This is a genomic window from Bacillus sp. PK3_68, assembly GCF_003600835.1.
Taxonomy (GTDB): Bacteria; Bacillota; Bacilli; order Bacillales; family Domibacillaceae; genus Pseudobacillus.
Map to the genome: position 1 here is coordinate 485,924 of NZ_NQYC01000001.1, position 26,466 is coordinate 512,389.

Annotated in this window: 22 protein-coding genes and 1 pseudogene; 3 read left to right on the plus strand and 20 right to left on the minus strand. The window is 40.9% G+C overall.

The genetic code is table 11. From position 1 onward, the window contains the following. Nucleotides 1–21: 21 nt before the first annotated feature. From CJ483_RS02370 to CJ483_RS02400, 7 genes are all read right to left on the minus strand, one after another. Nucleotides 22–243, minus strand: coding sequence for a hypothetical protein (locus CJ483_RS02370; RefSeq protein WP_120031575.1), 222 nt, complete (start codon nucleotides 241–243; stop codon nucleotides 22–24). After that, complete coding sequence (locus tag CJ483_RS02375; protein ID WP_120031576.1) at nucleotides 240–1,256, minus strand: Ger(x)C family spore germination protein; 1,017 nt, start codon at nucleotides 1,254–1,256, stop codon at nucleotides 240–242. The genes CJ483_RS02370 and CJ483_RS02375 overlap by 4 nt, the downstream gene beginning before the upstream one ends. Further along, nucleotides 1,199–1,450 carry a Ger(x)C family spore germination protein gene (locus tag CJ483_RS02380; protein ID WP_120031578.1) on the minus strand — a complete coding sequence of 84 codons (252 nt, stop codon included), beginning with the start codon at nucleotides 1,448–1,450 and terminating at the stop codon, nucleotides 1,199–1,201. The genes CJ483_RS02375 and CJ483_RS02380 overlap by 58 nt, the downstream gene beginning before the upstream one ends. A 25-nt stretch (nucleotides 1,451–1,475) precedes the next feature. After that, nucleotides 1,476–3,041 carry a spore germination protein gene (locus CJ483_RS02385; protein WP_259455541.1) on the minus strand — a complete coding sequence of 522 codons (1,566 nt, stop codon included), beginning with the start codon at nucleotides 3,039–3,041 and terminating at the stop codon, nucleotides 1,476–1,478. 161 nt (nucleotides 3,042–3,202) lie between these two features. Further along, a complete protein-coding gene (locus tag CJ483_RS02390; RefSeq protein ID WP_259455770.1) occupies nucleotides 3,203–4,240 on the minus strand; it encodes an ABC transporter substrate-binding protein in 1,038 nt (345 codons plus the stop codon). A 70-nt stretch (nucleotides 4,241–4,310) separates the two neighbouring features. After that, the gene (locus CJ483_RS02395; RefSeq protein ID WP_120031582.1) at nucleotides 4,311–5,090 is read right to left on the minus strand and encodes an ABC transporter ATP-binding protein; all 780 of its coding nucleotides are present in this window, start codon (nucleotides 5,088–5,090) and stop codon (nucleotides 4,311–4,313) included. 4 nt (nucleotides 5,091–5,094) lie between these two features. Beyond that, the gene (locus CJ483_RS02400) at nucleotides 5,095–5,910 is read right to left on the minus strand and encodes an ABC transporter permease (protein WP_120037755.1); all 816 of its coding nucleotides are present in this window, start codon (nucleotides 5,908–5,910) and stop codon (nucleotides 5,095–5,097) included. 642 nt (nucleotides 5,911–6,552) lie between these two features. Between CJ483_RS02400 and CJ483_RS02410 the strand changes: the two genes are divergently transcribed. The 3 genes and pseudogenes from CJ483_RS02410 (at nucleotide 6,553) to CJ483_RS02420 (ending at nucleotide 7,847) form a co-directional block, all read left to right on the plus strand. Then, complete coding sequence (locus CJ483_RS02410; protein ID WP_120031586.1) at nucleotides 6,553–6,999, plus strand: GNAT family N-acetyltransferase; 447 nt, start codon at nucleotides 6,553–6,555, stop codon at nucleotides 6,997–6,999. Between the two features lie 255 nt (nucleotides 7,000–7,254). Beyond that, nucleotides 7,255–7,436: pseudogene (locus CJ483_RS24855) on the plus strand (flavodoxin family protein); the annotation flags it as partial. A gap of 27 nt (nucleotides 7,437–7,463) precedes the next feature. Beyond that, complete coding sequence (locus CJ483_RS02420; protein ID WP_120037757.1) at nucleotides 7,464–7,847, plus strand: VOC family protein; 384 nt, start codon at nucleotides 7,464–7,466, stop codon at nucleotides 7,845–7,847. A 424-nt stretch (nucleotides 7,848–8,271) separates the two neighbouring features. Here the strand turns inward: CJ483_RS02420 and CJ483_RS02425 are convergent, their stop codons facing one another. The 13 genes from CJ483_RS02425 to CJ483_RS02485 all read right to left on the minus strand — a co-directional run bounded on the left by CJ483_RS02425 (nucleotide 8,272) and on the right by CJ483_RS02485 (nucleotide 26,460). Continuing rightward, nucleotides 8,272–8,721, minus strand: a complete 450-nt coding sequence (locus CJ483_RS02425) for a YaiI/YqxD family protein (protein ID WP_120031588.1) — start codon at nucleotides 8,719–8,721, stop codon at nucleotides 8,272–8,274. 32 nt (nucleotides 8,722–8,753) lie between these two features. Beyond that, entirely contained in the window at nucleotides 8,754–10,349 is a 1,596-nt protein-coding gene (locus CJ483_RS02430; protein ID WP_120031590.1) for an ATP-binding protein, read from the minus strand. Nucleotides 10,350–10,631: 282 nt separating this feature from the next. Continuing rightward, entirely contained in the window at nucleotides 10,632–11,972 is a 1,341-nt protein-coding gene (locus CJ483_RS02435; RefSeq protein ID WP_120031592.1) for an aminotransferase family protein, read from the minus strand. A gap of 140 nt (nucleotides 11,973–12,112) precedes the next feature. Continuing rightward, nucleotides 12,113–13,537: an aldehyde dehydrogenase family protein gene (locus CJ483_RS02440; RefSeq protein WP_120037759.1), complete on the minus strand. Its 1,425-nt coding sequence runs from the start codon at nucleotides 13,535–13,537 to the stop codon at nucleotides 12,113–12,115. Nucleotides 13,538–13,603: 66 nt separating this feature from the next. Further along, complete coding sequence (locus tag CJ483_RS02445) at nucleotides 13,604–14,809, minus strand: M20 metallopeptidase family protein (RefSeq protein ID WP_120031594.1); 1,206 nt, start codon at nucleotides 14,807–14,809, stop codon at nucleotides 13,604–13,606. A 24-nt stretch (nucleotides 14,810–14,833) separates the two neighbouring features. Continuing rightward, nucleotides 14,834–15,841: a cyclodeaminase gene (locus CJ483_RS02450; RefSeq protein WP_120031596.1), complete on the minus strand. Its 1,008-nt coding sequence runs from the start codon at nucleotides 15,839–15,841 to the stop codon at nucleotides 14,834–14,836. 12 nt (nucleotides 15,842–15,853) lie between these two features. Beyond that, nucleotides 15,854–17,053, minus strand: a complete 1,200-nt coding sequence (locus CJ483_RS02455; RefSeq protein WP_120031598.1) for a M24 family metallopeptidase — start codon at nucleotides 17,051–17,053, stop codon at nucleotides 15,854–15,856. 167 nt (nucleotides 17,054–17,220) lie between these two features. Next, on the minus strand, nucleotides 17,221–18,888 hold the full coding sequence (locus CJ483_RS02460; RefSeq protein WP_120031600.1) for a PucR family transcriptional regulator: 1,668 nt from the start codon (nucleotides 18,886–18,888) through the stop codon (nucleotides 17,221–17,223). Between the two features lie 56 nt (nucleotides 18,889–18,944). Beyond that, nucleotides 18,945–19,949 (minus strand): hydroxyectoine utilization dehydratase EutB, encoded by a 1,005-nt coding sequence (eutB, locus tag CJ483_RS02465; RefSeq protein WP_120031602.1) that lies wholly within the window; start codon nucleotides 19,947–19,949, stop codon nucleotides 18,945–18,947. Between the two features lie 273 nt (nucleotides 19,950–20,222). Beyond that, nucleotides 20,223–21,644, minus strand: a complete 1,422-nt coding sequence (locus tag CJ483_RS02470; protein ID WP_120031604.1) for a polysaccharide deacetylase family protein — start codon at nucleotides 21,642–21,644, stop codon at nucleotides 20,223–20,225. Between the two features lie 445 nt (nucleotides 21,645–22,089). Continuing rightward, a complete protein-coding gene (locus CJ483_RS02475; RefSeq protein ID WP_120031606.1) occupies nucleotides 22,090–23,583 on the minus strand; it encodes an MFS transporter in 1,494 nt (497 codons plus the stop codon). Nucleotides 23,584–24,037: 454 nt separating this feature from the next. Beyond that, complete coding sequence (locus tag CJ483_RS02480; RefSeq protein WP_342753588.1) at nucleotides 24,038–25,048, minus strand: NAD(P)H-dependent flavin oxidoreductase; 1,011 nt, start codon at nucleotides 25,046–25,048, stop codon at nucleotides 24,038–24,040. A 251-nt stretch (nucleotides 25,049–25,299) separates the two neighbouring features. Then, a complete protein-coding gene (locus tag CJ483_RS02485; protein ID WP_120031608.1) occupies nucleotides 25,300–26,460 on the minus strand; it encodes a CapA family protein in 1,161 nt (386 codons plus the stop codon). Nucleotides 26,461–26,466 lie beyond the last annotated feature (6 nt).

Genomic DNA, 26,466 nt, shown 5'->3' on the forward strand with positions numbered 1-26,466 from the left:
GTCAAAATAAATTCTAACCGCCTATTTTTGCAGAAACTGTCCAAGTGGTTTAAAAATCATTTCTTTCCACGTCACCGGTCCATTGATGTGCGGAAGGTCAAACATTGACAACGTCCAGCCAATGATCAATATTATGCTGAATGCCCACTTGTCTTTTTTAGGGGCCTTTTTGATCTTTGGCCATTGAAATAAGAGGATGACCACGCTAACTAAGATGACAGCAAGAAAAGACCCCCATCTCACTCATTCCTCACCCCTTCTCTTGTTTTTTCTGGCTCATTAATATTTCCTTGCCTGCGAATGTTGGCGTCCACCTGAACATGTACCTTTACAGTCGGAAAGACTTCTTCCCAGCGATTCTCCACTTGCTTCCACTGTCTCGGGTATTTCCGATGAAACTCTTCTGCAAAATTATTGATGTCTGCTTTTAGATCGTGCTGTATTTTCCTCGTAGCCGCCTCCACCCGTTGTTTAATATCCGCCTCATAAGCCTGTTCAACAAGCTTTAAATCCTTCGGGTTATAAAGGTCTAACTTTGTTTGATTTTGTATGAGCATTCCATCCGTTTTAATTTTCACTATCATTTCCCATTGCTTGTTGCGGATTTGCGGATCAAGACTCACATGGACTGACCGGGGAGTGAAGGATACCTCTCTCTTTTCTCCCCTAGGCCTTGCCGTAACGGTATATTCTTTTACTGCATTTTTTAACCAGAGTAGTCCCCTCGTTTCTTTTTGAGGAAGATCACCAACCATTCGATCTTTTCTAAATACGGCCGCTCCAATAAATTTCGTGTATTTGTAAGGTTTCTTTATCTCCATTTTCTCTGTAGTTACCCTTATATATGGGAGAGCAGCAGCTTGAGAGAACCCGGTTAGCATTTCATCCAAATCTTGCATAGTCACTTTCAAAACAGTTCCTATGTTCGTCATTTCCCGAACAGCTTCTCCCGAATAAGGCTCCAAAGTAGTTTGTAATTCCAAAACATTTTTTGCTTTCCCCTTACTAACAAACATATACCCTCTTTCCCTTGGCTGCGGATGGCGAAGCAAGAAATCTAAATGCTCATATATGCCTGCGCGTGCTAACTTCTCTCCGAATATAAACACCTTGCACTGTCCCCAAAAAATTTGACGAGGAAAGTCCATTTGCAGCTTTGACAATGCATCGGCAAGATTGGTCCCTGACTCAGAAATGACTACGGTTTTTTCTCCTCCTCCTCCCCCTCCTTGTCCTTGGCCTTGTCCCCCATTGATTTAGGAACAAATATCTGAAGGGAGAGTTCGACTCGATTGACACCCTTTTCGTCAATAGCAGCTGCTGTCACAATAGCCAAATCATTGATTTCCACTCTATCCCAACAGCCACCTAATAAGAGGAGCGAACCGCTAAAAGATAGAAACAGTAATATACGTTTCACTAAGAGGCTTTTGCTTTTTAATGCTGACATGATGATTCACCTTCTTTTAGGAACGTTATCCATGATCTCCTCCTTTTGGATTAGGCGCCTGATTGGGAGACTGACGATATACGTTAGATTCTCCCGTAAAATGCGGGCGCGTATCCATCATCCACCAAGGAGCCCGCCATAGCGTATCCTTTAGCTCTCGCCTCTTCAGCGGAGCTAGCGGCGCTAAATAAGGCTCACCAAACGACCGTAATGTACATAAATGAATGATGATAGCAATCAGGCCAATAACCACGCCAAGTAACCCTAATGTACCGGCAAGAAAAACAAGCGGGAAGCGAAGCACTCGGATAGACATGCCCGTAATGTAACGGGGGAGCATAAAAGAGGCAATCCCTGTAATCGCAACAACAATAACCATAGGGGCAGAAACAAGTCCTGCCTGAACAGCCGCTTGACCGATAACGAGCGCTCCAACAATACTGATAGCAGATCCAATTTGCCTCGGTAACCTTACGCCTGCTTCCCGTAACGCCTCAAATGCAATTTCCATTATCAACACTTCTACTAAAGCGGGGAAAGGCACGGTTTCCCGCGCAGCAGCAATGCTGAGAAGTAACGTAGTCGGCAGCATTTCCTGATGAAAAGTAGCCACAGCGACATACACGGAAGGAAGCAGCAGGGCGACTCCAAGAAAAGTGTACCGGAGCCATCGGATGAATGTACTAATGACAAAGCGCTGATAGTAATCTTCTTGAACTTGCAATAAGGAGAAGAAAGAGATAGGAGCAATTAATATAAATGGAGTTCCATCTACTAAAATGACGATGCGCCCTTCAAGTAAATTAGCACAAGCAACATCCGGCCGTTCAGACGACAAAATCTGCGGAAAGGGAGAAAAAGGGTTATCCTCAATCAACTCTTCGATATAGTCACTTTCCAAGACTCCATCTATTTTAATTTTTTGCAGCCGGTTTTTCACTTCCTTAATAAGCGTTGGATCGGCAAGGCCCTCCATATAAGCAATCGCAACATTGGTTTTTGTATATTCGCCAATCATCATTGATTGTATTTTTAATGCGGGACTTTTGATAATGCGTCGCAATAGAGCTGTGTTCACTCCAATCGATTCAACAAATCCTTCCCGCGGGCCTCTAATGGATGACTCAGCCTGAGGCTCTTCGATGCTTCTCTTTTCCCACTTAGCCAGCCCTAAGGATAAGGCCGCAGTTTCTCCTTCACATAGCAAAATAGGATTTCCGTTTGAGATGGACTCAATACAGTCTGCAACCAAGCTTACTTTCTGGACTTTCAAAACAGCCAGTTTTCTTTCTATAAATTCATTAAGCGATTTTGGATCATCATCTGTTTTCTTCATAAGAGGAGAAAGAACATGCTCTTTAAGGCTTTCCATATTGGTGAGCCCTTCAATAGAGATCACTACGGCTTTGGTTTTTCCAAAAAGGAAAAAGGATCGAAAAAGGACGTCGGAACAATTTTGATAAATGGAACGAAACATTTCAACGTTTTGTTCAAAACTATCATATAGCTTATCTTGGGGTTTCGCTTCCTGATGAGATGGACGCCGCTGCTCTTTCTTTCTCCTTAGCAGCTTATTTACGTTGCGGATCACCTTGCATCCCTCCCCCCTATTTTTAAAGCTCACACTCATTCTTTTCTCTATGATTCTTCATTTGGGTTATTTTATGCAGAAATCTTTAAATTGGCTTACATACATTTTTTCGTCTGCACACCATAAAAAGAGCACAGACTAATTGTCTGTGCTCTACCTGCTTATTCCTGTTTATATTCTCCGATAACTTTAATTGTTTCTTCTGTTAATGAGGAATCAATGGCTTTGTTCAAATCTACTTCTCCTTGAATCGCTCCATTTGCTTTATACATCTGGTATTGCTTTTTAATGTCTTCCATGTACATTTCACCGTTCGGATTGAGACCTGTAACGAAAACATTTTCCCACACATTGGCATCTTTAAGAGCAGTATGTTTTGTCATAATTTGAATGATCTCTTCTTTATGTTTCCCTTTCATAAAAGCATCATTATAGTCCCGGACTCCTTTTAAATAGGCAGCCATAAATCGCAAAGAAACCTCTTCCTCCTCATTGATAAATTTAGGAGAAGCGAGAACCATGGCAATTTGGGCTTCTGGCGCATAATCTGTTGCATCGCCAAAGCGCACGTGCATCCCTTTTTCCTCTCCCTGTGTGATGAACGGTTCTATTTGAAGAGCAGCATCAATGGACCCGTTGTCAATAGCGGCTAGCATGCTTCCGAAATCTGGCATCAATACAAACTCGACGTCTTTCCTCGTCAATCCTCCATGTGCAAGCATTTGCTCGAATATATAATCATCTACGCCATTTTTGGTAGAAACCGCAATGCGTTTGCCTTTAAAATCAGCATATTCCTTTATTTCCTTTTGTTTATCTTTGCCGATGACAAAGGAAAAATAGGATTTTCCTTTTACGTTGTGGCCTTTATCGGCAATAATTTTCACATCAATCCCTTGAGCAATCGCATTGAAAAAAGAAGCAGTCGATACACCACCAGCAATATCTACTTCACCGGCAGCAAGAGCTGGCAACATATCATCACTATTAGCAAATTGAGCAAACTTTACTTCAATATTATAGTCAGCGAAATATCCTTTCTCTTTAGCTATATAAAACCCCGCTCCTGAAGCAGCCCCGTCTTCTGCAATAACGACCGTTGTTTTCTTTTGAAGAGGCGCTAAATCACCGGAAGGGTTCTTTTTGTTCGTTTCTGTATTTGAATTTCCTTCTGTTCCTGATTGCGAACAGCCGCTCATAACAAGTAGAAAAGCAAACAACATTATAAAACAGATGCGAAACCATCGTTCTCCCATTGTTTTCCCCCCCTTAATTTCTAGACGCCTGCACCTCATCTTGCAAATGCTTGCGAATGTCCATGAAGTATGCAGCGGCCCCCGGATCTGCCCGTACCTGTTCCATCGTACGCGGCCGCGGCAGATCTATATGAATGTCTCGAACGATTTTTCCTGGCTGTGCACTCATCAGTAAAATGCGATCTGCGAGCAACAGCGCCTCATCAATGCTATGAGTAATAAATAACACCGTTTTCTTAGTCTCCATCCAGATTGCCAGCAGCTCCTCTTGCAAAATAAATTTATTTTGCTCATCAAGTGCAGCAAATGGTTCATCCATCAGTAAAATCTCAGGATCATTTGCAAAAGCACGGGCAATGCTGACGCGTTGCTTCATTCCTCCTGAGAGTTCTTTCGGGTACAAAGAGGCATACATGTTCAGCCCTGTTTTCCTTAAGTAGTAAGCTGTTCTTTCTTTTACTACACTTTTTGGCAATTTCCTCATCTTCAAGCCGAACGCCACATTTTCCTCCACTGTCATCCAAGGGATCACTCCCCGCTCTTGAAAGACCATTGATTGAAGCGGACGATTTTCCTGGCTCGGTATAATTTCATAGGAACCCGTGCTCGCTGTTTCTAAGTCTGCCAAAATGCGAAGAAGTGTCGTCTTGCCGCAGCCGCTTGGTCCAACGAGACAAACAAACTCTCCTTCTTGAATAGTAGTAGAAATGCGATCCAAAGCCTTGACACGGCTCTCTTTCTTAAAAAAAACTTTCGTTAAATGTTTGATCACAATCTTAGGCTGCCCGTTCATCTTGTCACCTCCAAGGAATGAGCTTTTTTTGCAATATCCTTAATGCTACTGAAAAGAGATAACCAAAAAACGAGATAAGTATCAACCCTACAAACATTTCCTTTAACAGAAATGCTTTATAAGACGTCCAAATTAAATAACCAATCCCGGAAGTAGCTCCCATCATTTCCGCCGCGACAATCGTTAGAAGGGCAATGGCCTGCCCCATTTGCACACCCTCAAGCATCACAGGAAGAGCACCCGGCAAGGCTATCTTGAAAAAATACTCTTTTGAACTGGCACCGTAATTTTTTGCTACGTCTAAATGAATCGCATCAATATTCATGACACCCGCGGCTGTGTTGATCACAACAGGGAAAAATACGCTTCCCGCAATCGTTACAATTTTCGAAAGATCGCCAATGCCAAACAAAATAATGATAAGCGGAAGCAAGGCAAGTGTGGGAATCGGCATTAACGCCATTACGAGCGGCGAAACAAAATGACGGATCGGCGAGTAAAGCCCCATTAGTAATCCAATAACCACACCTGGAATAACCCCTAAAAGAAATCCAGCAAAAATGCGATAGAGAGAAATCCAGATATGATGAAATAATTCTCCACTCACACTCATAGTAATCAACGTCTTAATAATCTCAACTGGCGGCGGGAAAAAGCGGGGATCAATCCAAGCGGCTCGCGATAAAAACTCCCATAATAAAAGAACAAATATTGGAGAACAGATCGTCAGCGCTTTTTTGTACCTTTCCTTTCGTTGCTGTCTTTTCCATTCTTGTTGTTCCACTTTGAATGGGTCAAACTGAATGGCTGTTTTTTTCATTTTCACACCTCACCACCTCTACAAGTATAAAATATGTAAAGAGCCCAAAAAGTGTGAAAGGCCTTAGGAAACAAATTTACCTGCACTCTTTCTTTAAATAAAAACTCTATCATTTGACCAACCAAAAAGGAGCCTGGAATAAACAATACTCTTTGTGGATTGGTTTCTTCCAGGCTCCGATACCCGCTCCTCTTTATCTGTCTATGTTGATATACATATGCGACCATTCATTCTCCCTCTCTATCACTTTTCAAAATAAAAGCTGATCAATTAGAATAAAGTTGGATCGGAAACCTTGTTTTAACCTTTCTCTTTTACTATTAGGAGATTTAGTCAATCATTTTTTCAAAATGAAGGGGGTGCTTTTGTCCGTACATAAGGATTAAACAGCATATTTTAATCAGACTTCGTTCCGAAATCTCTGCTGCTCCATCGCAAATCGTTTCAAAGGCAAGGAGTTAAATTCCAACCGTGAATCGGAGAAATGAAACTAGCCATTAGCATGGCTGCAACGAGAGCTGTTAGTGTGAATAAAACAATCAATTATAGACATGTCACTATGCGCTATTTGCTTAACCGATAGATTACAATCAGAGGCATCGTCACAAAGCCAAGAAATTTTATACCTATGGAGGATGACGGATGATTATACGAAAGGCTAAAATTCACGAAATTTTACAGCTTAGTGAATTAGCGTTCCAATCAAAGGCTTACTGGGGATATACGGATGACTTCATGGAAAAATGTAAAGATGATTTGACTGTGACTCCGTGTGATATTGAAGAAAAACACGTCTATGTTTTGGAGGACAATGATAAACTTCTGGCCTTTTATAGTTTAGAATTGAATCCCAATAGGCTAGATGCTTTCTTTATAAAACCAGACTATATTGGAAAAGGCATAGGAAAGTTATTGTGGAGAGATGTAATGGATCGAGCGAAAAAATTAAACATAGAGGAATTTACACTGGACAGCGAACCGAATGCAGAAGGGTTCTATAAGAAAATGGGAGCCAAAAGAATAGGAGAGATTTCTTCTACAGTCTTTCAAAATCGAAAGTTACCCTTAATGAAAGTAATGGTTCACTAGAGGGAGTAATTTGAGGATTGGACAGCTAAATTAAATGTTTCTACTATTGATTTGCACAGAGATAATAAAGTTATTTAATTATAATAACAGCCTTATTACATTTCATATGTAGGAAGGCTGTTAAAAGTCGTTTTATAACATATTGCACTATACAATTTCACATTTACGCCAAAAAACAATAAAGTTGTTTCAGTCTATTGGACAAAAGCATCCGTTTAGTTAATAAATATGTTTTTATTCTCGTGACAGGAATATTTTATTGATCGTTGGTCTCAGACTTTGAGAGACACACAATATCCCGATTTTAAAAACAAATGTCTCAAAAAAAAGCCTATGTTATTGCAGTGAGTGGAGATAATCCATACATTAAAGGTTTACCAATGATTCAGCAGTTTCAACATATCTTTGATTTTGTAGGAACAACTTTTGAAGGTTTCTAATCCTTAATGATAAGGGTGAAGCAAATAAAATTGGCTATGAAATATATCATTCTTTACGTAAACAATTTTGAAAAGACCATGCATTTTTACAAAGACATTTTGGACTTGCCTGTCAAAATGCAACAAGATGCATATGTTGAATTTAACACCGGCGCAACAACGCTTTCGATTAATACGCGCCAATCTGTAAAAGAAGAAATCGGATTAAATGTACCTGAAGCCTCTGTTTCAACTCAAACTTTTGAAATTGGATTTGCTGTTGAAAATGTCCCAGCTACAATCGACAAGCTTCGAAGACAAGGTGTACCAATCATAAAAGAACCCATTACGAAGCCGTGGGGACAAATAGTTGCTTATGCAGCCGACCCAGATGGACATTATATTGAGATCTGCACTTCTATAGAATAAAACGGGGCTGAATGAATCCTTATCGAACTAGAGGTATACTAGTTGAAAAATATGAGGCTGCCATTAGAATGGTTTTTCCTTTATGGAACTAACGGAGGGCTCCGCATAGTGAAACAAGAAGGCTCAAAGTAATCAATCTTTTATAAAAAACAGTCCTTGAAAGTAAAGAAAAGCCAACGTTTTGAATAATCCTTATTCAAAACGTTGGCTTTTTATATGCATTGAAATCAAAAGCTTACAATGATTTTTAATCAATCTTTATTATAGATCAACATGTTACATGCTTAATTATTTTAAATGAGTGAAGAACTAAATAAAGAGGAATTTGATAGATGAAATAACGCTATGTCCCCTTCTAACAGCCATTTGTGAGAAGAGGATTGTCTATAAATCACACCACTTTATGGGGTTTAAAGAATCTTTATCACTCAGCAGCTATAATCTGTTCTACTACTCTGATGAAGCGTTCTTCAAACTGCTGATCATCTTCTTTCCGCCGTTTTCTAGGGCCTTTCATTCTTTCACCGGCCTGTCTTGCCTTTTTAGCGACATGACGAAAGCCAAGAAGCTGATCGATATTATCAGGTGTATACAAACGGCCATTCTGGTCAATGGCATACCCATTTTTAGCTAGGACCATGGCGGCTAATCCATAATCTTGTGTAATAACAATATCCCCTTTTTTCACGCGGTTGACCAAGACAAAGTCCACCGCATCCGCTCCCTTCGAGACTGTGACTGTCTCTGCTCCATCCCGCTGCATAACGTGGGCCGTATCACAAATTAATACCACTCTTAATCCAAACTTTTTTGCTACTTTTAACGCCCGGTCAACCACCGGGCAGCCATCTGCATCAATCAGAATCGTAGGCATAACCAAGTGCTCCTTTACTTATCATCTTTTAGTTAAGGACCAATAAGCGGCAACGTAATTTCCACGACCGTTCCTTTATTTACTTTACTGCTAACGTTCAAGCGTCCTTTATGCTGCTCAATAATACGTTTAATAATCATATAGCCAAGCCCTGTGCCAGTTTCTTTTGTCGTATAAAAAGGTGTGCCCAACTTTTGAATTTGTTCCGGCTTCATCCCTTCTCCTTCATCTATGATCTGGATTCTTGCCTCTCTATCTTTTGTTTCTCCAACACGGATCGTCAATTGCCCGCCAAACGGCATCGCTTCCACACTGTTCTTAAACAGGTTGATAAACACCTGCTTTAATTGATTTTTATTACAGTGAATCATTAATTCGCTATTGGCAAATTCAGTTGCCATTTGGATGTTGCTCATGCTTGCTTGTGTTTGAAATAAAGAAATGGTTTCCTTAAGTATTTTGTTCAGGTTCTTATTGTGAAAATGAACTACATTCGGTTTAGAAAGAATTAAGAGTTCACTAACGATAAAATTTATTCGGTCAATTTCTTCTAAAATAAGCTGGAAGTGTGACTCTTCTTTAAAGTCTTCCTTAACGAGCTGGATGAATCCACGAATCGTTGTAAGTGGATTACGAATTTCATGGGCCACACCGGCCGCCATTTGACCGATAGCTGCGAGCTTTTCAGTATTTAATAATAATTCTTCTGTCTTCTTACGTCCTGTAATATCTTTTATTTGGGCAAATGCTCCTGTTAACTTCTGCTGTTCATCACGAATAGGTAACGCATCGAATAAAACCGTCGTCTCTTGCCCGCTCTTCTGCACAAAGGAAATCTCCAAGTCAGTATACTGCTTGTTTTCCCCCAGCACTTTGTTTAAGTAGGCGCCAAAGCTACCTAGTTTATTAATTGGCTGAAAAAATACTTCTTCCCTTTTCAAGCCGGTTATCTGCTCGGCTGAAAGATTAAACCCGATTAGTTTACCCTCTTTATTTGAGATCATCATGCCATTTCTCGTTGTGTCCATCATCAGCTTATTAAGAATATACAGTTTTTCATTTTGCTTTAACAATTGAAGTTCTCTTTCAATAGAATCTTTCATCGTTAATAACAGCGTCAACAAGAGAGGACTGGCCTGATCGATTGTTGTCATAAATGTGATCGCCCCCAAGATACCTCCCTCAATCGGATCTTTTATGGCCACGCCATAACACGCACATGAATGCAAACAATGATGATAATGATCGGTTCCAATCATTTCAATTGGCTGATCATATTTTAGCGCGAGAATAACAGAATTCATCCCGCAAATTTCCTCTGTAAATTGCACGCCTTCCCTAATTCCAAGTTGATTGACTGTATCCTTGATCGTTTGATCTCCAAGCATTTGAATCACATACCCTTCTTTATCAGCGGTGGCTGTTAAGATAGGTACACCTTGCATAGAGGAGATAAACTTTTCAAAAAAGTGATCGACTACTTGTAAAAACTTTGTATGCTGCAAGCGCTTTTGTTGTAATTCCTTTTCATTTAAGACCTCTTTAAACTCAGGTGTAATAAGAGGATCAAGCCCTCTCTTTTGACATTGGGTTTTTAGGGCATCAAAACAGATGTTCATTTTTTCCATTATTCTCTATCCCCTAAATGAGTAATAATTTCTCATACGCTTTTAAGTATAAATTGAGTTTAACAGAAGATGACTCAAAACCGAATAATGGATTTTTCTAAAGTGCTTAAAACTCGGCGTGCGTTGAGCTTTTCTATGTGTTAGACAGCCATTGCAATTCTCCCTCTTTACAGAACCATGAACAGCTGAGTCGATACCATCATAAGAAGGCTAGAAATGGAAAAGTCCCAATACAGACTTTTTAGGATGTCCGCATTGGGAAAAGTGAGGGGATTTTTATATTTATGCTTTCAGCTCTTTCATAACAGTTATCAATGACTCATCAATAATAGAGATAATCGTTTCAATTTCTTCTTTTGTAATACAGAATGGCGGGGCAAAGGCTAGCGTGTCCTGCCCTTCATAAATAATACTTCTTCCTAATAAATTGCGTTTTAATGCTTCCGCCACTACCTTAGGAGAGACCGGTTCTTTAAATCGTTTGTTCGTTTCTTTATCTTCCACAATTCCAATAGCGCCTAGCAGTCCGATGCCTCTTGCTTCTCCGAGAACATCATGGCGTTGTTCCAGCCACTTAAGCCCTTTTTGCAACTCTTCTCCCATCTCCCGGACATTGCCGATTAAATTTTCCTGTTCAATGATTTCCAAGTTTTTCAAAGCAACAGCACAGCACATTGGATGTCCGCTGTAAGTGTATCCATGCATATACACGCCGTCTGATAATTCAATCAACTCCTTTTTGAGCTTCTCTGAAATAATCATTCCTCCAAGTGGGGCATAGCCGCTCGTTATTCCTTTCGCTATACACATCATATCCGGGGTAACACCGAAATTTTCAATGCCAAAGTTTTTGCCTGTACGGCCAAACCCGGTAATGACTTCATCTGCGATAAAAAGAATATCATTTTGATCACAAAGCTTTCGTACTTCTTGAAAATAGCCTTCAGGAGGCAAATTCACCCCACCTGATCCCTGAACAGGTTCAGAAATAAACGCAGCGATCGTTTCGGCGCCTTCACGCTCAATAAGTTCTTTTAATTCATCAATGGAGGAATCCACGTAATAAAAATCTGGAGCTAAAGATGGAAACTCTCTAAATGCTGGCAATCCAGTCGCACTCGTTGCTCCTACCGATACACCATGATACGATTTTTTTCGAGAGATGATCTTTTTCTTTTTCGACTGTCCTTTTAACTGCCAATAGTAGCGTGCTGTTTTGAAAGCCGTATCATTTGCTTCTGACCCGCCTGAAGTAAAGAATGTCATCGTTAAATCCCCCGGTGCCATTTCAGCTATTTTTTCAGACAGTTGAATGACTGGCTCATGACTGTTAGTAGCGAATGTAGAACTGAATGCCAGCTTCTTCATCTGCTCCATCGCCGCCTGTCCAAGCTCTTCTCTTCCGTGCCCAATGTTGACATTCCATAAGGAAGACAAGCTATCAATGACTTTTCTTCCTCTAACATCTTTTAAATAAATGCCTTTCCCTTCGGTAAAAATAAATCCCGGTCCCTCCTCCTGATGCTGCTTAAGGGAAGATGTCGGATGCAAAAAATGTTTCTTATCAATTGCTGCTAGCTCCTCATATTTTTGTTGTACATTTTCAGTTGTTTGAACAGTCATTATTGTTCCTCCTCATAAATTCTTTTCTGATACTTGCGTTTGTTAGATGCTTTCTTATTTGTTGAAAGTAATTGTTTCTGGTTGTTCTGTGACCCTATGTTCGCTCTCCGATCTTTATTGATCATTTTCTATAGAGAATATTAAATCGTTCGTTTATGTGCGAGTTTAAAACTGACAACCTTTGGTTCTGTCATTTCCTGGATGGCAAACTTTACTCCTTCCCGTCCGAGACCCGATCCTTTGACTCCTCCAAACGGCATGCCATCAATACGATAATCACTGCTGTCGTTAATCATTAATCCGCCTACGTTCATCTTCTCAATTGCTTCAAAGGCTTTATCAATATTTTTCGTAAAGATTCCTGCTTGAAGTCCATAGTTCACATGATTGGACTGTTCAATTGCTGAATGAATATCTGCAACTGGATAAAGCAAAACAACTGGACCGAAAATTTCCTGCTGAGCAATAGTACAGCCGGCTGGCACATCGGTTAAAACCGTCGGCGAATAAAAAGCCCCTTTACGCTCTCCGCCAACCAATAGCCTTGCTCCTTTAGAAAGCGCCTCGTCTACCCAGCTTTCAACTCTTACAGCTTCTCTCTCATTAATCATGGGGCCCATATCTGTTGATTCTTTCAGTTTATCCCCTATTCGATAGCGTTTTGTACGCTCAACAAACAATGACTGAAATTCTTCAAACTTCTCCTTTTCAATATAAATTCGCTGAACGCCAATACAGTTTTGTCCTGCTGCACAGAACGCACCGGAAACCGTAGATTCTACAGCCTGATTGATATCCGCATCTTTGAGAACAATGACAGGTGAGTTCGAGCCAAGTTCCATACTAAGCTTTTTTAATCCGGCTTTATGAGCAATCGCTTCTCCTGTCTCCAATCCTCCAGTAAAGGAAACCATTCGGACAGCTGGATGCGTAACTAACGGATCGCCAAGCTCATGGCCGCTGCCAGTAACAACAGAAAGAATTTCACCAGGCAGGCCAGCTGCTTCAAAAGCTTCAGCGAGCAACAGGGCACTAAGAGGTGTAGCTGTGGCTGGTTTTACGATGATGGCATTTCCAGACGCAATCGCCGGTCCGACTTTATGTGCGACCAAGTTTAAGGGATCATTAAAAGGAGTGATGGCCGCTACAATGCCAATTGGAAACCGGTAGTAATACCCGACCCGATCTTCACTTCCCTCCGACTGGTCAAAAGGAATGGTCTCGCCGTTAATTCTTCGTGCTTCTTCTGCACATATTTTCAACGTTTGAATGCATCGCTTTACTTCAGAGCGCGCCTCTCTAATCGTTTTGCTTCCTTCTGAGGCAATCGTCCTTGCATATTTTTCTTTATGGTCCTCAATATACTGAGCCGCTCGATTCAAAACAGCCATTCTTACATGAACAGGCATAGCAGCAGCCACTTTCGCCCCGTTTTTTGCCTCTTCTATCGCAAATAACATATCTTCTGCTGTGGCAGCCGGAACACTGCTGATTACTGAATGATCTTGAGGATTTAACACGTCAATGGTCTTCTCTTTTCCAATCCATTTACCGGCAATAAACATTTTTTGACTGAGCGTTTGTGTCTTCACCCTTTATCCCGCCTTCCTAATAAAATAACGAACCGCTCTTTACTCCTGCGGCAGCTTTAATAACTTCAGCGCTGCTTCAGAAAGTATAGCTGCCCCCACCGGCAGACAGCGCTCATCAATATCAAAGATATTCGTATGCAGATCCCTGTTCACTCCGTCAGACAGTGCACACCCTAAAAAGAACATGGCTCCCGGCACTTCTCTCGTCATATAGCCAAAGTCTTCTCCTCCGAGACCGAACGGCTTTTGTTCCATTCTTATAGACGGGTATAGTTCCTTTGCTGTTACCTTAATGACCTCGTTAATTTTTGAATGGTTATTCAACGCCGGCTCTCCCCGTTCAACAGCAAATGTATAACTTCCTCCCAGTGACTCCACGACTTTAAAAGCTGTTTCTATCTCTTCAGCAAGCTGATCTCTTACTTCAGGAGAGTAGGATCGCAGCGTTCCGGTAATAGCCACTTCCTGTGGGATAATATTGCTGGCTGCTCCCGTATGGATTTCACCAATGCTGGCCACCGCGGTATCCAAAGCAGAAATGCGTCTCGCACTGATACTATAGAAGTTTTGCAGAACAGAGCCAAGCATCCAAACAGGATCTGTCCCCAGGTGTGGATAGCCTCCGTGGCCGCCGGTGCCTTTTATCGTCCCGTGAAAAACATCCACATTAGCCATGCTGTATCCATCGTTCACTTGAATGGTTCCTACGGAGTGCCACGGACACATATGAAGGGCTAAAACAGCGTCCACTCCTTCTAACACACCCTCCTCCATCATTCGGGGAGCTCCAGAAAGGCCTTCTTCGTCCGTTTTTTCCTCTGCTGGCTGAAAAATAAATTTGACCGTTCCGTGAAAAGAATCTTGTTCTGCTTTTTGGGATAAAAGCCTGGCAGCACCAAGCAGGATGGCCGTGTGAGCATCGTGTCCGCAAGCATGCATCACCCCTTGGTGGCGGGACCGGAAAGCATGTGCGGTCTTTTCCTCAATGGGCAATGCATCCATGTCCGCACGAATGGCGACTGTTTTGCCAGTGCCCTTTGTAAGAGTAGCTACTACCCCTGTGTTGGCCACATTTGTCTGAACTTGTATCCCCTTAAAGCTGTTTAACGTTTCAGCGACAAACTGAGCTGTTTTATATTCATTGAAGCTGAGTTCTGGATATTGATGAATGTGCCTGCGCCATTCAACTAGCTGCTGACCCATTTCTTCCGCTTCCTCGGCAAGACTCTTCATTTGCCTCTTCATAGGATCCCTTCCAATCACTTCTTTTTATATAAAGCTGATCTCTTTTTTATTTTCTATCTTTAATCCCAGCTTTCCTGAAGCCATTAATCGTTCGTAAGCATACAGAGCAATCGCAGTATCTTGAACACCCGTGCCAGTTAAATCACAAACGGTAATTTCTCGATTATTTTGTCTGCCATGTGTGTGTGTTGAAGTGATCGTTCCTAGTTCAATTACACAGTTTTCCACGTCACTCATTCCTCTGCTAACAGCATGATGAAGCTCCCCTAAGCGGAGGCATTGCGATTTCGCATCACAAACTATTCGATCCGCCCGTTGTAAAACGTCTGCCTCCAGCTCTTGTTTATCTTCTGCATCTGAACCCATTGCTGTAATATGCAAACCTCTGTTTAACCATTCCGCTTGTACAATTGGTTCTTTTGCGGGCGTTGTCGTTACGACTGCTTCGCTGCCTTTTACCACTTCTTCAGGTGAAGAACATTCGATCACTTTTACATCCAATATGGCTTCCATTTCTTCTTTGAACTTTTTCATATTTAGTTCTGAACGGCCATATACAAGCAATTTTTTATAATCCCGCACCATTTTAAGCGCTTTCATTTGGTATTTTGCTTGAGCACCTGTTCCAATAACCCCCGCTGTATGGATTGTTTTTTTCGCCAGATACTTAGCGGCAACTGCTCCTGCTGCTGCTGTACGTACCTCAGTTAAGTAGCCATTATCAAGCAGTAGCGCTTTCGGTTCGCCTGTTTTTGTACTGATTAGCACCATAAATCCATTGGCACTGGGCAGGCCCAATTGATCATTATTGAAAAATCCTGACGACACTTTTAACGCAAATAAATCTTTTTGTGCCACATAAGCCGTTTTCACATCTACTTCACCGTTGTTCTCTTTAATGTCCACCCGCATGATAGGCGGCATTGTCACTTTGTTCATCGCCAGCTCAGTAAACGCTTCTTCCACTGCGTGAATAGCTTCATTATTTAATTGCACATGAGACCGAATCTCTTTCTCTGTAAAAATAATCAATGATTTCACCCCTCAAGAGCTTGATACGGAAATATTCGTTTCTTCTTTTATAATTAACTCACGCGGAAAATTAGCTAATACTTCACAGCCATTTTCTGTTACTCTAAATGATTCACTAATTTCAATGCCGTAATCATCAAACCAAAGACCTGGAATCAAGTGGAAAGTCATATTCGGCTTTAATACCGTCATATCTCCTTTGCGAATGCTTGCTGTATGCTCCCCCCAGTCAGGAGGATAATTTAATCCCATGGAGTAGCCGAGCCTTGATTCCTTAATGATGCCATGCTTTGTAATGACCTGATTCCAAGCTCTTTCTAAATCATCACATGTAGCTCCTGGTTTCACTTTATCCAAAGCAGCATTTAATCCTTCTACCACAATCTTTGATATATCTTGTGCTCGCTTGGTAGGTTGGCCAATTGAAACAGTGCGAGCGAGCGGTGAGTGATAGCGCTGATGACAGCCTGCCAGTTCAATAATGACCATTTCGTTATTTTTATATTTCTTATCCGACCAGGTAATATGCGGTGTAGAAGTGTTCTCCCCAGCCGGCAATAGCGGTACGATAGCTGGATAATCACCGCCGTATTCTTCTGTTCCGCTTATTAAGTCTTTATAAATATTGGCAGCCACATCGCACTCCCTCACCCCTTCTTGAATGGAGGAAACGGCTGTGCTCATGCCGATTTCAACAATTTTAGCCGCTCTTTTCATGTATTCTATTTCTCTTTCAGATTTAACGAGGCGCACATAGTTAACTAGTAGGCTAGCATCGATAAATTGAGCATTAGGAAGGTTTCTCTTCAATCGCTCGTAGGAAAGAGCTGAGAAATAATAAGACTCCATTTCTAATCCAATTCGGCGATTAGACTGGCCGATTTGCGTCAAAATCTGGGCAACAAAGTCCATTGGATGTTTGACGGTTGAGTGAATATGATCTTCTGGATAAGGAATAATGTTTTCATCATACAGCCAGGTTGTGGCTTTCGCTCCATTGGCATCCTGCTTTCTCCCGATCCAAATCGGCTGATCCTCGTCAATGATAACAACCAGCATTTGATCAACATAGAAGGACCACCCGTTATAACCTGATAAGTAATTCATATTGGCCGGGTTTGTTATTAACAATACCTCGATGCCTTTTTCTAGCATGCTTTTCTTCGTTTGTTCCAATCGGGATTTAAATTCGTTTAAACTAAATGGCAGCATGTTGATCCTCCTTTTACTTCTCCTTATTAACAACGCTTTCATCCTTGAAAATAAATTCGTTTGATAGTGTTAATTATAAAAATCAAGGTGTAGAAAAACATCCGCCAACATGTATGAATTTTCAGTTTTTTAATTCAGACAATTTGCCTTACAAAAAAGCTGCCCTCTTATAAGGCAGCTTTCACATTTTGTCGGTCGATCACTCCCGTCGACCATACCTTCACGCTAAAATCAAGTAAAAAGAGATCATCAGGGTTCACTAGAGATAAACCAGTTAACGATTCGATCTTCCTTAATCTATACAATAGCGACTGGCGATGAAGATTTAAATCTCTCGCCGTCTGACTAACATTGCCACTGTTATTGTTGTAGGCGATAAAAGTATTAATCAGATCCATTTCCCGTTTTTCATCATAGTCAACGAGCGGGGAAACAGTGGAAACCGTAATCTCCTGCACATCCTCGTCTAAAGCTAAGTTGAGCAGCAAACGGTTGATTCTCGTTTCTTCAAAGTGCACCCGTTTTCCAATGCCTCTTTGACTTCTTCCCATATCTAGAGCGGCCTTCGCTTTTTGAAAGCTGTTATGAAAGCAGTTCACGCCGTCCCGTTGCTTGCCCATTCCCCAAGAGAAAATAATTCCCGGCAACATGTGGCTCAATCTTCTTTCCACTAAATCAAGAAATTGATTCACCGTATCAGACGATGTTCCATTAGCTGTTTCAAGAAAAATAATAAACTCTTGCCCTTCACTTGCAAACATAATGTTTCTTTGGACTGCTTCAGCCGCATAAATCATCTCTTCTTTAATATGGATTTTCATCTTCTCAAACCAATTGCGGTTTGTATCTGGGGTAAATAATTCGTTTAGGTTTTCTGGCAATCCAACGATGCACTCGTATGGGAGATCGAGGTTAAAAGAGAACCGCTCTGTTCGACTCAGCAAATATTCTTCGGTCATTTTCTCTCCTCTTGCCAAGCTGAGAATAAATTCATATTGAGCGTCCGTTTCTGATTCTATTACAGCGCTATTACGAGAAAACCACAGAGCCAGTGCTACAGTAGCATGTTCAATGATATGCATAGCCATTTGGCTGAAGTAAGAGTCAGCTGTCGATAAAACAAATAAATCCCCTTCATGGTTCCCATTCGTTTGTATCACTAAATGAAACAGTTGTTCATTGCCACTTACCAGCTTTCTCATTTTTGCGTGCAACGGATGATGAAGGTCATACTGGCTTTCTGTTCGGTTTAATTGGTTCCACAAAGAAAATACACGGGCAGGAGTAGCTCTGCCACTAATCGCCTCGCCTTTACGGTTGCAAATTAAAATGGGGTAATTCAATTGTTCTTCAATGTAAGTCGCTAAATGATCCAATGGTTTTTCTTCTAATATCATTTGAATGAGATGATGATGAATATCTTTTGAATGATTCAATTCAGTCTGCTTTAACTGATTCAACTTGCTCATCACTTCGTGAACAATATCAGCAAAGCGGATTTCCCAGGGGATATCGATCAGGATGAATTGTCTCTGCTCAGCAAACTGGACCACTTCCTCCGGGATATCAAACACATACCTTCCCGTTGCGATGGCTAATGCAGAGGCTCCCGAGTCATACACGTCTTTTACAAATTCCAGTAATAAATCCACATTTTCATGACATCCAATTCCGGTGCTTAGGACAAATTCATTTTTTCTTACAAAGTTTTCGACTGGACTTTCAATAACAGATACCCATTCAACCGTTTTATTAGTCAATGTTTCTTTTCCCGTTTTTACTCTTGCTGTTTTTAATAATTGGAGTTGTGTAATTTCTTTAACGGTCAAAAGCATTACTTATCTCTCCCATCTTCGTTGTTTTGGAGGTTTTATTAGACTGGTTGAAAAGATTATCTTCTTTGCTGCTGGTGTTTTTGAATGACTTCTAGAACAACCGGCAAATCGACATTGTTTCCCGTTATAATCGTGCCCACCTTTTTGCCGCTGCATTTTACTTTGCCTTGCAATAGAGCGGCTACACCAACAGCAGCTGCCCCTTCAACAATCATTCTGTGATGGTCCATCATAAAAACCATCGCATCAGCAATCTCTTCCTCCGACACGAGCAGAAGATCATCCGCATACCTTCTTGCAATATCAAATGTATATTCGTTGTTTACTCCTATGCCTCCAAGCAAGCTGTCGGCTAGTGTAGGCTGTTCTTTGAGCACCACTGGCCTGCCAGCCTGAATGCTCTCGTACATAACGGGTGATCTTTCCATAGAAACACCAATCACTTGAACAGAAGGGTTAATAGACTTTAACGCTAAGGCTACACCTGCAAGCAGGCCTCCTCCCGAAAGCGGAATAATAATGGTGTCTAATTCCGGAAGCGCTTCCATAATTTCAATGCCAATGGTCCCCTGTCCAGCGATCACATCCAAGTCATCAAATGGCTTAATAACAGTCATTCCATGTTTCTCCTGCAAACTGTAACAGTATTTTTCTGCCTCATCCTGGCTTTCTCCGATAAGTTCAATTTGAGCGCCGGCACGTCGAATGGCCTCGACTTTGACCTTTGGAACACGATGGGAAATACAGACAACGGCCTTTATTCCAAGCTTCCTAGCGATGAAAGCAACGGCAAGACCATGGTTGCCAGTCGAGAATGCAGCTACACCTCTTTGTTTTTCATCGGTTGATAAGCCGATGATTTTATTTGCTGCCCCTCGCACTTTGAATGCCCCGATTTCTTGATAATTTTCTAGTTTCAAATAAACATCTGAATGCAATCTCTCGGATAAAACGGCGGACGGAAGGAAGGGAGTCGGAGAAACAAGCTGCTTAATGTTTTGCTTTGCCTTCCAAATGTGTTGTACGTAAGAATGGTCTATTTTTTCTTGAATACGATCCATTATTCCACCCCATTTACTTATTTTGTGTTACGAGCAGGCAAGCTTGCACCTTTCTCATTTTAAACTAGATTTCTCCAAAATTTAACGAATAAAAAAAGTCAATTTTCGATCAATTCTTACACTAATAGAAACATATAAGCTCAATAAGTTCAAATTCTATGGTGAAAGTAAAGTGAATCAAAAGCTCGTTATTAATGACAAAGTTTAACAAACAAACACCATCTGAATACCCAGATGGTGTTTGTTTAAGGTTCTAGCTAGTAAATAATCAATTTATTTTTTAAAATAAGGTCCCATATCCGAATGATCATTCAACGACAGTAATTGGGAGACTGTCACAAATTGATAGCCTTGCTGTTCAAGCGCAGTTAATAATGAAGGGAGCGCTTCTGCTGTCGAAAGATGAATATCATGCATTAACACGATGGCTCCCGGTTTAACGTTCCGCAGGACAACGTCGTTTACCGCCTTAGCATTACGGCTTTTCCAGTCGAGTGAATCAACAGACCATAAGATAATGGGTGTACGGTTTTTTTTCGCTGCATACATTACTTTATCATTGTAAGCTCCGTATGGCGGACGCAGCAGTGTCGGTTTTTGGCCGACTGCTGCTTCAATCTTGTGGCTCGCCTCTCCTAACTCCTGCTGGATTTGTGCATCCTTTAAAGTGGAGAGATCTCGGTGATTCTCTGTGTGGCTTCCTATTTCATGCCCCGCCTCCAGCACTTGCTTTGCTATGGCTGGGTAATACTCTGCCTGACTGCCAAGCATAAAGAAAGTGGCAACCGCATGATGAGCTTTTAATGCCTTTAATACTTGCGGTGTCGAGGTTGAATTGGGCCCGTCGTCAAATGTAAGGGCTACATATTTCCCATTCGGGTCCAATTTCACTGTTTTCACATTATGCCCAGCAGGCTTTTCTTGTAGCTGATCCGATATATTCAGTTCTTTGGTAATACCTTCCTTTAAAAACGGCTTAACTTTTTCAATTGGAATGACAGCTTTTAAGGAACCAGCTGCACCGGCTGCCACTTCATATTTATCAAAGTACAAAGTAAACGCCTTTTTGTTTACTGACCATTCCCACTGATTAGGGTTTTTCAAAGCCTCAGCCAGCAAATCATCCATCACATAGTAGGCAATGTCTTCCTGACTATTTAACCGTTTGGTGACTAACGAACGGATTTCATCTAAATTTTCTTTTCCATCCTTTAAAACATCTGTAACGGTTAAAATCTTTTTATGGGTAATATCTACTGTGAATGTTTTTATTGCCTCTTTTTTGTTTGCCCCATCGATATACTGGTAAGAAGAAAAAACGAGGCTATATATATGATCGTTCACTTTAGTCGTATCTACTTTAATGGTTAAATTAGCACGCTTTTGCTTTCCGAATAGTTTTTTATGAGCCTTTACTCCATCAAGAAATTGAGTTTTTTGCTCGTCGATCCACTGCTGAATAGCGTGATTGAGCTGCTCATCATCAGAAACAGGCAAGCTGATCGCCAATGTATAATTCTTTGTTTCACTTGTTCGTGTTTCCAAATGCAATCCCGGATAATTGCTTAGTTTTTTTGTTTCCACTTTCTCATTTTGTGCGTATGTAACAGTTTCCAATATGCGGTTAAATCCTACTAGGACAAAAAGAAAGAGCAAGGCAAGAACGACCCAAGCAGGCCAGCGTAATCTTTTCATTGTTTCTAAATCCCCTTAATGATGGCTAGATAATATGAATCTATCTACACCGTATTAATTTCACTCGGCTTTTCTATTATTTAGCAAAATAACCAATGTCAATGTCTCGTATTTTATGCTATTTTTTGCTAAAGGTCAATGAAACATTGAAATAAATGTAATAATTTGTTCGTAGTTTATGAATTAAGAAGATTTTGTCAAAAAGTGAAAAGAGAGCATTTTAACGCACTCTTCGCAGCCGCTATGTTCTGTGCCAAGTTTCCATATCACCATATAGGATAAATTCTAATGATCTCTGACGTCTCGCTCACTCTTGTTCCCATAGAAAAAACACCTTCTAGTTAGTTTCAGGCATTCCCTACCTGCGTTTCAACTTAAAGGTGTTTTTTATCGTCTCACTCTATCAGACGGTCTTAAGGTACAATACGATCTTTTATATGTTTATTTAATTGATATATTTTGTTTTTTGGCTCTTAATTGCCTGTGTCTTATGTTCTATATCTGCATCCAATTCTTCTTTCCACCACAAGGCCTCCTTCGGCTTCTTTAAAATTTCATCAATTTCACTTGGATCTTCGACAGCTGGTAATGATCCTCTCAATGATTTACCAGCGGTTTCTTTAACGAAACATGCAAATATAACAAGGCCGATCGTACAAGCAATCATTAAATAATAAGCTGGAATCATAATATTTCCCGTGATCCCTACTAACCAAGCGATAACAAGGGGGGTTGTTCCTCCGAACAAAGAGGTTGAAATGTTGTAGGTGATGGCAAGCGACCCGTATCTCACCTTTGTAAAAAATAATGAAGGTAAGGTTGCAGGCAATGTTCCTTGAAAAGATGCAAGTAAAGCTCCTAAAATAAGCAGTCCCAGAAAAGCAGTTATATCGTTATCTGAACTTATCATTTTAAATGCAGGAATACTTAATAAAATAACACCTAATAGAGCCCCTTTTACTATGCGATTACGACCTATACGATCGCTCAGATAACCCATTGTCAAAATGATTGGGATGATGCAAATCATAATAAGAAGAACTAAAAGCAATCCCTTCGTTTCACCGTAACCGAGCTCACTAGATAAATAAGATGGCATATAAGTAAGTACCATGTAATCCATCGTATTATAAAAGAGCACGATGCCCATACAAACCAAAAGGGGTTTCCAATGGTTAATGAGTATTTCCTTAAGCGAAGCTCGTTGTTTTTCCTCTACTTCCGCTTCAGCCATCGCCTTAAAAGCTGGCGTTTCCTCTAGATGAGAACGAAAATAGAATCCAATAATTCCTAGTGGACCAGCAATTAAAAACGGCAAGCGCCAGCCCCATTCAATCATTTTATCCGGACCAAGTAGAAAAGTTAAAAAGGTAACCAAGCCTGCCCCAGCAGAAAAACCAACAAGGGTTCCTACTTCTAGCCCACTTGCAAGAAAACCACGTTTTTTATCTGGTGTTGATTCAGCAATAAATGTCATTGCCCCGGCATACTCTCCCCCAGTAGAAAACCCCTGAATTAATCTAGCTATAAGCAACAAAATAGGCGCAGCTATTCCAATCGTTGCATAGCTCGGAATCAAACCAATACTTAGCGTGGATGCGGCCATCAAGATTAAGGTGAGAGACAAAACCTTCTTTCGTCCAACCCGATCCCCCATAATTCCAAAGATCATCCCCCCAATGGGTCGGGCAATAAAGGCGATAGCAAATGTGGCAAAAGCATAAATCAATTGAAAGGATGGATCAATTTGTGGGAAAAAGACTTGACCAATTGTTACAGCTAAATAAGAATAAAGCCCAAAATCAAACCATTCCATTGCATTGCCAAGTGAAGTGGCGACAACTGATTGTTTAGCAATTTTTGTATCTACAACATTGATGTCCTCTTTCCTTAAATCAATAGTTGGCCTACCTGCAGGATCTTTTGGTCCACGATACATAATTCTCCTCCTTTATTAAGCATTGAGATTGATAACGCTTTCAATTGTTGTTAACCAGCTTATTTATATTACTCAGTTTAAATAAAGCTTTCCAAAAACACATCCGCCAATTTGTATGAATTTTCCGATAAATAAACCATACACTTTGCTATATATGTTGGATTGATTGTTTAATCTATAGAAAGGAAAGTCCTTTCTATAGCCTATTGATTGCTTTTACTAACTACAACGAGACAGGAATATTTCTTAACAATAAAAAGCCAGCAGACAAAGTCCAATATTAGACTTTGTCTGCTGGCTAAAGAGCGTCCTGGTACATGCTCGCAGCTAACACGATCTATTTATCTATAAATCTTTCGAAGATATGCCACCGTCTCCCTTCTGCCGTTTTCTCATATAAAATGAATGATTAGTCATTCATTTTTATTTCCTTTTTTTCGTCAAATGAAGGCCTTTATTCCATAAGGTTTTTTCGAGCTGCCTTGTAGGAAGCTTTTAACTCTTCTACAATCTGCTGCATTGTCTGGACTTTATTAATCGTGCTAACTCCTTGACCGGCTGACCAAATGTTTTTCCAGGCTTTAGGAGCCTCACCGTTCATTTTTGAAAAATCAGCTTTATTCTTACTTTCCAATTGATCGGGGTCAAGACCTGCCTGTCTAATGCTCGGCTTTAAATAGTTGGCATTTACTCCACTGAAAGCATTTGTATAAATGAGATCATCAAGTGTAGAATCAATGACCATATCCCGGTATTCTTTTTGGGCAAAGCTTTCTTCTGCTGTAATAAACCGCGTTCCCATATAGGCAAGATCAGCTCCTAATGCTTGCGCTGCAAGAATATCTCCGCCGTTCGAAATAGCACCTGATAAAATGGTCAGGCCTTCCCAAAATTCTTTGACCGCTCCCATAAATGCAAAAGGATGAATAGTCCCTGCGTGGCCACCGGCTCCTGTACATACTAAAATAAGACCGTCCACCCCTTTACCAGCAGCTTTTTGGGCATGGGAAACGGTAATCACATCTGCAAAAACTAACCCTCCATATTGATGAACAACCTCTACGACTGGACTTGGATCTCCCAATGAGGTAATTACAATGGGGGGCTGATATTCTCCAATCAACGCCAGGTCCTCATTATATCGCTTGTTTGAACGGTGAGCGATGAAATTCACTGCCCAAGGGGCGATAGCTTGATCTGTCTTTTGTTGTTTTGCCGTTGATAATTCCGTGGTAATGGTCTCCATCCACTCCCTTAATGTCTCTACCGTCCGCGCATTTAACAGCGGAAATGAGCCAATTACTCCTGATTTACATCCCTCAATGACCATTTGGGGCTGGATACTAGAAACATAGGGGCTACAATGACAGGCAAGGACAGATTTTGATTCAACTTCTCTACTATTTTCTTTGACATGCTTGCTCCTCCTTTCCTCTCTACCATACTTCCATACTTCGGCGCGCATACTAGCAAATCCTTTTTTCAGATCACTGACGCTGCTTACTTCAAATAACGTTAGTAAACGAAAGGCTCTGTTATGCTTAAGTATTGATTTTCACTGCAGGCAGATGCTTTCTGTGGGAATCGCCGCCTTCTGTTACAATCAATCATTGGAAAAAAGAACATTCAGCTTTAACAGGCCAAATAAAAAAGCTGCACAAACAGTTTGCAGCCTGTTTGCACAGCTTTTTAGCGAATGGATCAGATGCTTTTTATTCAATTACCTTTTTCATATTGCAGCCAATCAGTACCGTTAATTTGGTCGGATACATCGATAATTTTCTTCTTGACTCTGTCCGCTTCCGCACCATCTAGCTTTTTAGGCTGATAGTTATTTCGGTAGGAAACAGAAGAAATAGAAAATGGAACCACATGGATTTCTTTTTTATCTGTCAGCTTTCCATTTTTCAAATGGAATGTCTGCTGAAATACATAGGTATCTTTATCGCTTGGATTTCTATTGCCGCCAAACATAAAGTTGCCTAGGCTGTAGACAATAAACTTTCCGTTATATTCTTCTATCCCTTGTACCACATGAGGATGGTGGCCAAGGATCAAATCTGCCCCACTGTCTACTGTATAGCGTGCCAGTGTTTTTTGTGATTCTTCTGGTACGTAACTTCTTTCAATTCCCCAGTGATAATGAACAAGAACAATCTCGGCCCCTTTTTTCTTCAGCTCTTTAATATCTTTTGCCACTGTCTCACGAAGCTCAGGCGTATCATTCCATCCCTCATAACCGAGGGCGCCTACTTTTATTCCTTTAACCTCTGTCAAATACTTGTTGTCATAACCGAAGTAGCCTATTTTCTGTTTCTTGAGCGTTTCGATCGTATCATCGTAGCCCTTTTGCAAATAGTCATGAATATGGTTATTGGCCAAATTCACGGCTTCAATTCCGCCAAGTTCTAGAATCTGTGCGTAGGACGGATCTCCTTTAAAACGGAACTTTTTCACCGCTTTTTCAGTAGCATTTGTTAAGGTCGTCTCTAAATTTACTGTTGATAAGTCGTCATTTTTAAAAATATCGTCTAATTCAGCTACAAAGTAAGAAAGGCCATTCTTCTCTGCTTCATCCGGAAAAGAGCCTGCACGCTGAAATGTTTCATCTGTACCGAGCGTGAAATCCCCGGCTGCGCTAATCGTGATGGCTGTTTCTTTCACGGGCACCGGCTGATCTTTTTGATCATCTAGCTGCTTTGCCTTTGCTTTTCCTCGATCGGCTTGATCGCTGGCTGTCTCGGCTGGCTTTAAGCTAAAGTTATATACAGAGAGACTGATAATCAGCAGGCACAGGACAAAAAGAGTCAACTTGACTGATTTCTTTAACCGTCTGCGCTGTCTTCTCCTGCTCCGGTTATTTAGTTCATTATTCATTTTCTT